Origin of the sequence: Streptomyces apricus (assembly GCF_008369065.1) — a bacterium.
In the GTDB taxonomy this organism is placed as follows: domain Bacteria; phylum Actinomycetota; class Actinomycetes; order Streptomycetales; family Streptomycetaceae; genus Streptomyces; species Streptomyces apricus.
The window spans coordinates 1-12,036 of the sequence record NZ_VDFC01000030.1; the positions used below are offsets into that span (position 1 = coordinate 1).

The 12,036-nt window shown below is 70.9% G+C and carries 7 protein-coding genes and 1 pseudogene; 4 read left to right on the forward strand and 4 right to left on the reverse strand.

The features are described from left to right. Window positions 1–85: 85 nt before the first annotated feature. Both FGF04_RS41645 and FGF04_RS10435 read right to left on the reverse strand, forming a co-directional pair. Window positions 86–220: a hypothetical protein gene (locus tag FGF04_RS41645; protein ID WP_263973071.1), complete on the reverse strand. Its 135-nt coding sequence runs from the start codon at window positions 218–220 to the stop codon at window positions 86–88. Between the two features lie 180 nt (window positions 221–400). Further along, entirely contained in the window at window positions 401–1,447 is a 1,047-nt protein-coding gene (locus FGF04_RS10435) for a DUF732 domain-containing protein (RefSeq protein WP_149511004.1), read from the reverse strand. A 260-nt stretch (window positions 1,448–1,707) separates the two neighbouring features. On the opposite strand from FGF04_RS10435, the gene FGF04_RS10440 reads away from it, so the two are divergent. The 3 genes from FGF04_RS10440 to FGF04_RS10450 all read left to right on the forward strand — a co-directional run bounded on the left by FGF04_RS10440 (window position 1,708) and on the right by FGF04_RS10450 (window position 4,710). Further along, window positions 1,708–3,369 carry a serine/threonine-protein kinase gene (locus tag FGF04_RS10440; protein ID WP_149511005.1) on the forward strand — a complete coding sequence of 554 codons (1,662 nt, stop codon included), beginning with the start codon at window positions 1,708–1,710 and terminating at the stop codon, window positions 3,367–3,369. Then, a complete protein-coding gene (locus tag FGF04_RS10445) occupies window positions 3,370–4,194 on the forward strand; it encodes an N-formylglutamate amidohydrolase (protein ID WP_149511006.1) in 825 nt (274 codons plus the stop codon). A 120-nt stretch (window positions 4,195–4,314) separates the two neighbouring features. Continuing rightward, window positions 4,315–4,710 carry a hypothetical protein gene (locus tag FGF04_RS10450; protein ID WP_149511007.1) on the forward strand — a complete coding sequence of 132 codons (396 nt, stop codon included), beginning with the start codon at window positions 4,315–4,317 and terminating at the stop codon, window positions 4,708–4,710. Between the two features lie 44 nt (window positions 4,711–4,754). Here the strand turns inward: FGF04_RS10450 and FGF04_RS10455 are convergent, their stop codons facing one another. Beyond that, the gene (locus FGF04_RS10455; protein ID WP_235882274.1) at window positions 4,755–8,099 is read right to left on the reverse strand and encodes a type ISP restriction/modification enzyme; all 3,345 of its coding nucleotides are present in this window, start codon (window positions 8,097–8,099) and stop codon (window positions 4,755–4,757) included. Between the two features lie 555 nt (window positions 8,100–8,654). Between FGF04_RS10455 and fusA the strand changes: the two genes are divergently transcribed. Beyond that, entirely contained in the window at window positions 8,655–10,754 is a 2,100-nt protein-coding gene (fusA, locus tag FGF04_RS10460; RefSeq protein WP_188114031.1) for an elongation factor G, read from the forward strand. 241 nt (window positions 10,755–10,995) lie between these two features. On the opposite strand, the pseudogene FGF04_RS10465 reads toward fusA, so the two are convergent. Next, window positions 10,996–12,036, reverse strand: a pseudogene (locus FGF04_RS10465) (hypothetical protein); the annotation flags it as partial.

The window sequence follows — 12,036 nt, forward strand, 5'->3', positions numbered from 1 at the left end:
GACCCGGGGCGGACCCGGGGCGGGCCCGGGAAGGGCCGGCACCGAACCCGTTCGCGGGTCCGGTGCCGGCCGGGTGCGTCGCGGGTCAGGCGGCGCGGACCGCCTGGTACGACGGGAGCCAGGCGCGCTCCTCCGGCGCGTCGACGGCCACCAGCGGCGACTCGTCGTCGAGGTATGTCTGCGGAGCCAGCTCGGGGGTCTCGATGAGGTCCACCAGCATGTGTCTTCAGTCCCTTCGGTCAGGTGCGGACAGGGCGTCCCCGGAAGGGGATCACCCTGCCGGGAACATCATCTTCCGGTACGCCGCGTCCCACACCGAGGGGAGCGATGTCCCGGATTCTGTCCCGCACACCGGCGCAAGAGCCGATGGGCTCATACCCGCGGCGACGCACCCGCGGCGTCACGCCAGGGGGTCGGGACCAGGGCGATAGCCGCATCCGAAGAACACGAACTCCCCTGGTTTGACCCGGACTTCCGTGCCGCTCCAGTAGTAGACGCCGTCCTGCTCGCCCTCGTAGGTGAAGGTCTTTCCCGCCTCGACGGTGAAGAACAGGTCCTCTGTCATGTCACCGAAGGACTCCCACTCCGGTTCCCATACGGGGTCGAACTGTTCCCCGGGCGCCCTGTCCGCGAACCAGCGCTGTTGCAGCTGGACACGCACGTCGTACGAGGAGGTGTTGCGGACCTTCGCCGAGTAGGTGGCCGAGGTGCGGTCGTCGGGATCCGGCTCCATCGCGGCCGTCACCTTCAGGGCGGAAGCGGTCGGGCAGTCCTCGTCCTGTTCCGTCGGTACCGGTTCGCTGTACACGTCGCCGGTCGCCGCCGCCATCTGGTCCGAGCAGTAGAAGGTGACCGCTTCCACGATGAACGCGGCCTGGTCGATCGGGTCCGTGAGCGCCACCTCGGCGACGTCCGGCACGTCGTTCATGTGGGTGCCGCCGGCCAGCGCGTCGCAGACGGACTCCGCGTCCCTGATGACGGCTTTGCGGAAGTCCACCACCTCGTACGCGCCCCCCATGGACGACATGGCGTCGTACTCCGTGGCGCTGGGCCAGGTGGTGAACTGGCCGACGTCACCGACGAACGCCACGTCCCTGGCCGCTTCGGAGCTGAACTCCGGGACGGCTATGTACGGGGGGCCGGAGGACGGATCCGTCTCGTCCTCGTCCTCGTCGGCCGAGGACTCGGCCGGTGCGTCCTCCTCCTGCTCCGCCGCACCGCGCGGCGTCGACGCCGTGGTCCGGGACCCCGCCGACACGGTTTCGTCGTCGCGTGCTGCCAGGACGACGGCAAGGGTGAGGAGTGCGAGGGTCGCCGCCGCGATGATCGCTGCGCGCCGCCGCTGACGGCGTACCTCGGGATCGGCCGTCGTGGCCTTTTCCTGCGCGTACTCCAGGTTCGGTACGGGAGTCGGCCGGTCGGTCGGCTTCGACGGCTCGTCGGTCATGCGCTGAGTTCCTCTGTCCGAGCACGGCCACGGCGTAGGGCTACGACGGCCGAATGCGATCATCTTATGAGGTTGTTCAGGTCGCACGCGTAACCGTCACAAACCCCCGGACGCCGCCGCCTTGCGGTGTTGCGCGGGCCCGGGGACAAACGCTCGGCCATCGTTCCGGTGTCGGTTCCCGGCGCTATGCTCGCCGGTGTTCGAGTGGTGGATGGGGCCGGTGGTGAGGACGCTGCCGGGAGGGGCGTGAGGCGGGCGTGATGTCCGGCAGTGATGATCAGCAGGCGGCACACACGGCACGGGGTGCCGGACGTCTGATCGCCGGTCGGTACCGGTTGGGCGAGCAGCTCGGCCGCGGCGGCATGGGAACGGTCTGGCGGGCCCACGACCAGCTGCTCGCACGGGATGTCGCGGCCAAGGAACTGCACGTCTTCGCCCAGGACGACGAGGACCACCGCGTGTGGCTGCGCCGGGCCGTGCGCGAGGCCAGGGTTGTCGCCCGCGTGCCGCATCCGCACGTGGTCGGGGTGCACGACCTGGTCGAGTACGAGGACCGGCTCTGGATCGTCATGGAGCTCGTCGACGGCCCTTCGCTCGCCCAGCTCATCGCCCAGGAAGGGCCGTTGGAGCCGACGCGGGTCGCCGCGCTCGGGGTGCAGCTGCTCGGCGCGCTGGACGCCGTGCACGCCGCCGGGGCCCTGCACCGCGACGTCAAACCGGCCAACGTCCTGCTGCGCCGCGACGGCAGCGCGGTCCTGACGGACTTCGGCATCGCCGTCCTGGACGACGGCGAGATGCTCACTAACTCCGGTGAATTCGCGGGCTCCGTCGAGTACATGGCGCCCGAACGCGTCAACGGCGGTACGGTCGGGCCCGCTTCGGACCTGTGGTCGCTGGCCGCGACCCTCGTCACCGCGGCCACCGGCTCCTCACCCTTCCGCCGGTCCGCGTACGCGGCCACGCTGCACGCGGTCGCGTACGAAGAGCCGCGGCTGCAGGCGGAGTTGGGGTCGTTGCTGCCGGTCGTCGAAGCGCTGCTGCGCAAGGCGCCCGAGGAGCGGCCCTCCATTCCCGACGCGACGACCGCCCTACGGCTCGCCGCCGAGGGGATCGCGGCGGATCCGCGGTCCCTGCCGTCGGCCACCGTCCGGGTGGCGGTGCCGGCCGCCGTGCCCTTCGCGGACACGGAGACCCGGACCCTGACCCGGCAGCACGTTCCGTGGGCGGACCCGGCGTCGGCGACCGCGCGGTACGACGCCAGGACCGCCTCCGAGCTGATGCGCCGGGACGCGAGACGGCGTGACAGGCGGATCGTGGGCTGGGCGGCGTCCGCGCTCGCCCTCCTCGTGGTGGGAACCGGCCTCGGCCTCTTCGTCGCCGGGGCCCCGCCCTTCGACGGCACCGCCGAGGCCGACGCGGTGGCTCCCGGGGACCGGGGGGAGGACCGGGAGAGCGAGCAGGCGGGCGCCGACCGGCCGTCCGCCACCCCGCTGAAGCCGACCTCGGCGCCCGCCGTCAACGACTCGGTGGTCCACGCGGGCGAGGGCTGGCAGCGGGTCACCGAGACGCCCATCCGGGCTGGTGACACGGTCACCGTGCGCTACACGTCGGGGCAGTGGACCGTCGACGACCCCGAGATGCCGCTGACCGGGCCCGACGGCTACGACGCCGAGACCGACAGGTCGCTGGCGTTCGCGGCGGAGAGCTGCAAGGTCGACGGCTCGGCCCCCTTCGGCGCGCTCCTCGGGCGCTTCACCGAGAGCGGGGAGGGCGAGGAGAGCAGGGTCGTCGGCAGGGAGTGGACCTTCGAGGCGGCGGCCGGCGGCACCCTCGAACTGCGCATCAACGACGGCGACGACAGCTGCCTGACGGACAACGCGGGAGACCTGAACGTCTCGGTGACCGTCACCGGCGAGGCGTAGATGAACGGCACCCCGGCCCCCTACCGGCTCGTACCGGGCGCGGCCGGCTCACCCGTGATCCTGCACGTGCCGCACTCCTCGCGCACCGTTCCCGCGGACGTGCGAGACGGGATCGTGCTCGACGACACGGCGCTGGAAGGGGAATTGGACCACATCACCGACGCGCACACCGCCCGGATCGCCGAGGAGGCGGCCACGCGATACGCCGCCCGGTCCGAGGCCACCGCGCGTCCCTGGCAGTTCGTCAACCAGCTGTCGCGCCTGGTCGTGGACCCCGAACGCTTCCCGGACGAGCGGGAGGAGATGCGGGCCGTCGGCATGGGAGCGGTCTACACCCGCACCACCCACGGGCAGCCGCTCCGGGCGGACGACCACCCTGAACAACAGCTCATCGAGCGCTACTTCCACCCCTACGCCGCCGCCATGACCGACGCCGTGACCGGACGACTGGCGGCCGCCGGGCGGGCCGTGATCATCGACGTGCACTCCTACCCGAGCGAGCGGCTCCCGTACGAACTCCACGGCGACGGCCCCCGCCCGCCGATCTGCCTCGGCAGCGACCCCTTCCACACCCCGCTCGCCCTGCTCGCCCAGGCCGAGAAGGCCTTCGCGGACTTCGGCGGCACGGCCGTCGACAGCCCCTTCGCCGGTACGTACGTCCCGCTGAAGCATTACGGCACCGACCGACGGGTCGACGCCCTGATGATCGAGATCCGCCGGGACGTCTACATGCAGGAACCGGGCGGACCGTCCGGGCCCGGCCTGGACGCTGTTGCGGAGGCACTCGCGAACCTGGTCGACATGGTCAGCAGAGCACAGAGCTAAGCCACTCCCGCCTCGACCTGGAGGACATGACACGCCCTCGTGCATGCGGAACGGCTGATCGCCACGCGGTGACGAATGCTCCGGAACCATCACCGGCATGTCGTGTGCTAGGCATGGTCCATGCCACTGCCGCACTTCGTTCTCAGCAGATCACAGCAGCACATGCTGGCCGAGGCGCTGCTGCGTCCTCTTTGGGATCCTGCGGGCGGGGAGGCTGCTGAAGCGGAACTCCTGGCAAGGGGACTGGACCCCGAAGAGATCCGGGCGGAAGCACCGGATCTCATCTTTCTGAAGCTCCTCGTCCGAGACGGGGGACTGCTGTCGGTGACCGGTCTCGGAGCAGCGGTTCACTACCGCACGGCTTTCGAAGCCGCCGAGGAGCGTCTGGCGGCGACGGTACGGCTGATGGAGTCGGCCGAGGGCGTCCCGCCCCGGCTGGCCCGTGCCGTGCGCCGGCTGGCGCACGGCAGCGTACGGTTCGACGAAGCGATCGAGGAGCTGGAGCACACCGACTGACCTGGGCTGTCCGGCCGTGGTCGTGGCCGTAGTCGTAGCCATTGTCACGTCTCATCCGGACCGCTCGCGAACAGTGTGTCCGGCGGGTGGTGCCTGGCCTTTCTGGCGCCGGCCGGAACGGGCAGGATCCGGGCTTCGGTCAGCTCCGCCCGAGTCACCGCATCCGCCGCCAGCACACCGGCCAGCAGCTCCCGCTGCGCGGAGGACAGGTCGGCCAACCGCCTCAGCACCGAAAGCAGCTCGATCAGTTCGCCCGTCCACTCATACGGCCAGCTCTCGACGTGGATGTCGTCCAGCGGGCTGGTTCTCTTGCTCGTGGGGGAAGCCTTGCGATAGCCGAACCACTTGCCGAGGACGTTCATCCCACCGACGTCGTACGCCCATACGGCCACGGGTACCGGGGCGAACGAGCCTTCGCCGATATACAGAGTCTGAGCCCCGGCGTCGTATCGCATCGTCTCCGGAACATCGTGGCCCACGTGGGTCAGGTACTGGACCTGCCGGGGGTCGCCTTGTGGGAAGAGGACGTCGTCGGCGGGTCGTCCGGCCGAAGGATCGGCACCGTGTCTGCCGTAGGTCGAGGCCCAGAGGACGTCGCGGCCCAGCTCGACACCTCTCCGCCAGAGCTCGCGGTCTCGGGTGAGGGGGAGACGTACACCCGGGGTCAGAAGCTCGTCGGTGAACTGCTCGGTGAAGGCCTCGTGTCCTGTGACGGCAAGCGTGTATGCGGCCAGATCCCCCACCGTGACCCGCTCCAGGCCGAGCACACGGGCGAGATGGGGGAGCAGGCCCGGTGGAGTGTTCGGGGATCCGTCGGGATGGAGCAGGGGCATGATGCGGCCGCCGCGGCCGTTGAAGTGGTGGGTGTCCGGCAGCAGATGTGTGGCGACGACAGCGGGACCGGAGTCGATCGCGTGGGACGACTGCTGGTTGAGGAAGATCTGGCCCGGCTGGAGGGAAGCCCATAGGTCGGGGCGGGGGCGGTCGAGGACTCGGTTGTCGGCGATTACGTACTGGCGATCCAAACTGCGCAGAGCGATGCGTACGAGCGACGGAGTGGTGATCTTCTCCTGTGCGAGGGGAAGCGGGTGCTCAGGCTGCCCGGGCAGGGAGTCGCTCCGGTCGGTCAGGCTCCGGTCTCTGGTTTCCTTGAACAGTCTGGCTTTCTCTGCCAGGTCGGTCTCCCTGATCATCCGCGCCCACCTGCGGCGGAGGATCCCGGCGGAGGGGGCGGTGACCCAGGAGCGGTTCGTCTTCGATCCGGGGCTGCCCCAGGGAAAGAGGTCCATGAGCTCGGGATGGTCCAGCCACCCCGAGCGGCTCGCCGGTGTGAAGGGGAGCACGCCCTCCTCATGCGTGTCCTGCCAACCGTCGTCGTCCAGGCTGATCTGCTCGATCTGTCTGAACTTGTCCGCCCGTCGTCCCGTCACAGACCGGTAGTGGACACGCGCCCGGTGCTGCGGACCGCGTTCGGTGTCGGCCTTGCGCATGAAGATGTGGATGGCCAGTGGCTGGGCCACTCCGGGGAAGACCCGGGTCGAGACGGGCGCACGCTGTCCCTCGGGTGAGAGATTGATGATCCAGCCCTCGTCGCAGGTGCGGCGCAGGTATTCGCGCATGCCGCGTCCGCCCGGACCGGTGGCCCATCCCGACGGAGTGATCAGACAGACCACTCCGTGCCGGTCCTCCGGATGGGCGTCGAAGACCTTCCAGGTGGCCCACCGCCAGAAGTACACGTACATGTTCTTGAGGACGTGCTCGTAGCGGCCGTTGCCCTCGTGCCGGAACGCGTCCAGCGGAGGATCGTCCTGGCCGGGTACGCGCTTCTCCACCCAGCCCCCGCGGCCCTCCGCCTTGTCGTCGTACGGAGGATTGGTGACGACGGCGGTGACCGGGACGTTCGCCTTGATGCGGTTGGCGCGTTTGCGGAAGGTGGAGAGAACGCCGTAGGTGGACGCCAGGTACTCCTCCTCCACGTACGGGTTCTCAAGGGCGTCCACCACGAGCAGGTTCAGGCCTTCTTGCGGCAGACGGGCCTTGTAGCGCTTGAGCAGGTCGGAGGCGCGCAGCTCGGCGACCGCGAAGGAACCCATCTGCAGTTCGAAGCCGAACAGACGGGAGGCCAGACGCGATATGGCGTCGCGCGCCATGGCGGGGCCGTGCCGGGCGACGACTTGTTCGGCGACTCTTTCGATGACGGTGTGCAGGAAGGTGCCGGTGCCCATGGCGGGATCGATGATCTGCACCTCGTCCGCTCCGAAACCGGCCTCCTGGCCGAGACGGGTTCGCAGGACGTCCTCGGTGAGACGCACCATTTCTTCGACGATCTCATGGGGCGTGTAGTACGAGCCGCTCTGCTGGCGCAGGACCGGGTCGTAGACCGTGAGGAAGTGCTCGTACAGGTGGAGGTAGGCGTCGCGGTTGCCGTAGCGGATGGCGGGCCAGTCCACCTTCTGGATGGTGCTGATCAACAGATCAAGGGTGACGGTGAAGCGCTCGTTGACATTGTCCGTGAGCAACTGGAGCGCTTTGCCCATCAGGGCGTGATCGGCGTCGAGACGACGGCCGATCTCGTGGAATGCTCCGGGCGCCAGGTCGATGTCCTCGGTACGCGCCAGGAGCAGGGCGAAGGTGACGGTCTGGGCGTAGCCGTCGGCGAACGTGGCGTCGTCGGCGGAGGGGAACAGCAATCGCCGCCAGTCGTTCTTGAGGCCGGTGAAAGGGCGGGCCCGCATGTCGTCGTCGGACGCGGTGGATCTGGCCTCGAACGCCAGTTGCTCCATGACCGAGCCACGCAGCAGCCGGCACAGGGGAGCGATGTGCTGGACAAGGCGCGAAACCTGCGTGAGGGGTGGAGGTTTCCACAGCAGGAACTGCTTCAGCAGGGCGTCGAAAGCGGCGGGATCCACGGGCGCGAGCCGGTGTCCGGCGTCGGCCAGGGAGCCCTGGAAGAGAACGGGATCGCCGAGTTGCTCACCGTCCCGGAAGAGACGCCACTCGGTCCCGTTCGAATAAAGGAGGTTGGGCAGGTCCCGGAGCTTTTCCCATTGCTCGCGGTTCGCCTTGCCGAAGCTCTCGGGGTCCACCGACAAGCCGGGCTTCTTCAACTCGATGTAGCCGGTGAGCCGGCCGTTCGCGCGAACGGCGTAGTCGGGACGGACACCGAGATCGGGTATGCGGAATTCGTCGTGCCAGGTCACTTCGGGCTGTCGGTGGTGCTCGCCGACGGTCCGGAGGAGCACCTCCAGCGGGCTGCGAATGTTTGATTCCTGGCCGCCGCCGCCCGACAGTTTCTGGCGGCACTGACGACCGAAGACCGACACGGCGGTCCGCAGCCAGCCGTACTCGTCCTCTGGCATGTTTCTCCCGGATGAGAACTGCCCGGACATTCCACGCCAGGGCATGCCGAACGCAAGTCGAACTGTCAAATGCCGAACTGCTTGCAAATGGTGACGGCTTGTCACGCACTTGTCCATGCCGCCTACATGGGACAGATGCCAAGAAGGCACAGGAGCGGCCCCGCGCAGCGGCACGGAAGGGCGGTGTTCTCCTCGTTCCGGCGCACCGCCGCAGACGCGGAAAATGCAGTGCCCCACTCACCCCGCCGCTCCTACACTCGCCACACGACGCATGCCGCGTACCACTACGGCGTGCGCCGTGAGGTGTTGTGAAGTGAAGCGTCCAGGACCATTGAGGGGAGACCGGCCGTGCGGTACCGCATCGCTGTTGTCGTTCCCCTGGCGCGGTACGAGGTGATCCTCGTGTCTTCGTGGCGCCGGTGCGTGCTGCGCGGCCCGTACCGGATGCCCGTGTCGAATCTCTGACCTGCGCCCTTTTCTGCGCAGGTCCACAGGCCGTCTGTCGTCTGTCGCCCCACACGGGAATCGCGCCGACCCCCTCCGGATCCCTGATCAGCTCCGATCAGTTCTGAAAGGCCCTGGGCCGTGCGTACCGAACTCCACCTCCAGCAGCACCACCACGACAACCGCGCCGTGCGCAACCTCGGCATCCTCGCCCACGTCGACGCGGGCAAGACCACCGTCACCGAGCGGATCCTCTACGCCACCGGGACCACCCACAAGCGCGGCGAGGTCCATGACGGCACGACCGTCACCGACTTCGACCCGCAGGAGCGCGACCGCGGGATCACCATCTTCGCCGCCGCCGTCACCTGCGACTGGGACGGGCACCGGATCAACCTGATCGACACCCCGGGGCACGTCGACTTCTCCGACGAGGTCGTACGGTCGCTGCGCGTGCTCGACGGCGCCGTCGCGGTGTTCGACGCCGTCGCGGGGGTCGAACCGCAGAGCGAGTCCGTGTGGCGGCAGGCCGACCGGTTCGGCGTGCCGCGGATCGCCTTCGTCAACAAGCTGGACCGGGCCGGGGCCGACCTCGACTCGGCGGTCGCCTCGATCCGGGAGCGGCTGCACCCGGCGCCGCTGGTCGTGCAGCTGCCCATCGGGTCGGAGGACCGCTTCGAGGGGGTCGTGGACCTGCTGCGCATGCGGGCGTGGGTCTGGGCCGACGGGCGGGACGGAACCGGAGGGGCAGTCGAAGGGCCCGTGCCCGAGGCGCTGCGCGCCGAGGCCGAGCGGCGGCGACGGGTGCTGGAGGAGGCCGTCGCGGAGCTGCACCCCGGCGCGCTGGAGGAGTTCTGCACCCGCTCCACCGTCTCGGCGGACACGCTCGCCGGCGCGCTGCGCGACCTGACCCGTACCGGTGACGGTGTGGTCGTGCTGTGCGGCTCCGCCTACCGCAACCGGGGGATCGAACCGCTGCTCGACGCCGTGGTGGCGTACCTGCCCTCGCCGCTGGACGTGCCCGCCGTACGCGGCACGCTCGACGGTGCCCAGCAGGAGCGGGCCGCCGATCCTGCGGCGCCCTTCGCCGCCCTCGCGTTCAAGGTGAACGCGACCGCCACCGGACGGCTGACCTACCTGCGGGTGTACTCGGGAACGATCCGGAAGGGAGAGGCCGTGTGGGACGCGGGCGCGGGACGCACCGAGCGCGTCGGACGGATCCTGCGGGTCCGCGCCGACCGGCACGCCCAGGTGGAGCTGGCGGTGGCCGGGGACATCGTCGCCGTGGTCGGGCTGAAGTCCGCCCGCGCGGGATCGACCCTGTGCGCGCCCGGGGCCCCACTGGTCCTGGAACCGCCCGCCACGGCCGACCCCGTCGTCTCCGTCGCGGTCGAGGCCGGCGCGAACGCGGACACGGACCGGCTGGTGACGGCGTTGGCCCGGCTCGTCGAGGAGGACCCGTCGCTGGTCGTCCGCACCGACGGCGAGACCGGTCAGACCGTGCTGTCGGGCCTGGGCGAACTGCACCTGGAGGTGGCCGTGGAGAAGATCCGCCGCGCGCAGGGCCTGGACGTGCGGGTCGGGCGGCCGCGGGTCGCGTACCGGGAGACCGTCGTACGCGGAGTCGCCGGGCTCGTCCACCGGCACGTCAAACAGGACGGCGGGGCCGGGCAGTTCGCCCAGGTCGTGCTCGACGTGGAACCGCTGGAGGTGACGGATGGAGATGTCGGCGACCAGATCGGTGGCAGCGCGACGGGGTTCGAGTTCCGCTCGGCCGTCGTCGGCGGCCGGGTGCCGCAGGAGTACGTGCGGGCCGTCGAGGCCGGCTGCCGGGACGCGCTCGGCGAAGGGCCGCTCGGCGGTCATCCCGTGACCGGGCTGCGGGTCGTCCTGCGGGACGGGGCGACCCATGTGAAGGACTCCTCGGAGACGGCGTTCCGCACGGCCGGGCGGAACGCTCTGCGGGAAGCCCTGCGCGCGAGTGCGATGGCCCTGCTGGAACCGGTGGTCGAGGTGACGGTCACCGCTCCCGAGGAGGCGGTGGGCGCGGTCCTCGGCGACCTCGCCGCACGGCGGGGACGGGTCACCGGCTCCACCGCGCGGGCGGGTGCGGCGGTGGTGACCGCGACCGTTCCGCTGGCCGAACTGTTCGGGTACGCGACGCGGTTGCGGAGCCGGACGCAGGGCCGGGGGGTCTTCACCACCCGGCCCATGGGGTACGCGCCCGCGCTGGCCCAGTAGTCGGCCTGGGGGTGAGGGGCCGGGAGCGCTGAGGTGCCGGGGCGCCGAGCGGCCAGGAGTGCCTGGCGGCCGGCGGTGCCGAGGGGTGGCCCCGCCTTTCTCCGGGCGGGGCCACCCTGTGCGGCCCGGCACCCTGTGCGGCCCGGTGTCCTCGCACCCCGGCACCCTCGCGCCCCGGCGCCAGGCGCTCCGCGTCCGGCGCCGGGGACCTCGTGGCTCAGGTCGCCGGGAACCTCGCGGCTCAGGTCAGGGCTTCGCGGGCGTACGCGGCCACCGGCTCCGGCCGCTTCAGCAGGGCCCGGTGGTGTCGCACCATGAGCGCGTTCTCGTCCGGCGTGGGCGCCAGGGCGCGCAGGAACGCCAGCACCTCCGAGGGGTCCGCGCCCCCGTCCGTACCGTCCTCGCCGTCCTCACCGTCCTTGCGCAGGAGTCCGAGGAGGTGGTCGACCAGCGCGGTGCGTGCGGGGGCGACCCCGGCGTGTTCGGCCGGGGTGAGGGCCAGCGCCGTCAGCACGGGCAGCGCGTGCGCCGCCCGGGGCGGGGCGCCGGCCATGTCCGTGAACAGGTTCCGGACCAGTTCGGCACGGTCGGCGGCCCCCTCGGCGGCGAGCGTGAGCAGCGCCCCCAGCAGCCACCCCGGCCGGCCGAGGACCAGGCGGCCCGGCCGGGCCACGGCCAGGGGGAGGAGTACCGGGGTGAACGCGTCGGCGCGCAGCCGGGCCGGCAGGTCGGCGCCCGGCACACCACCGAGCATCCCCGCGGGCCGCGCCCGGCCCTTGGCGCGGTTGAAGAGCCAGGCCAGGACGAACTCGTGCGAGGCCGGCACCGGGCAGCCGGTGTCGTGGACCAGGTGCTCGGTGACCGTGTACACCGTGTCCGAGGCGGTCGCCCGCGCGCCCAGCCGCGCGGCCAACTCGGCGCGCCAGGACGGGGGATACAGGCGGAGCACGTCCACCGTCCAGGTGCCMGGCGCGAAGTACCGGTGCCGCAGGAGCCAGGCCGCCGCGGCGGCCGGGGTGACCTGACAGCCCAGCTCGGCGGCGGACAGGGCGACCTTCCGCGAGGGGGCGGCCCCGCGCCAGTCGTCGACCGACCGGCGGTACCCGAGCAGGCCGGCCTGGGCCAGGACACGTTCGCGCGGGGTCAGCCCGCCCAGTTCGCGGACCACCCCGGCGAGGTCGCAGGCCCGTACGAGGTCGATCAGCTTCGTCGTGCCGCCTCCGTCGTCCGGGCTCGGGGTCGTCGACGGCGGCGGCGTCCGTACGGGCGGGGAGGGTAAGTA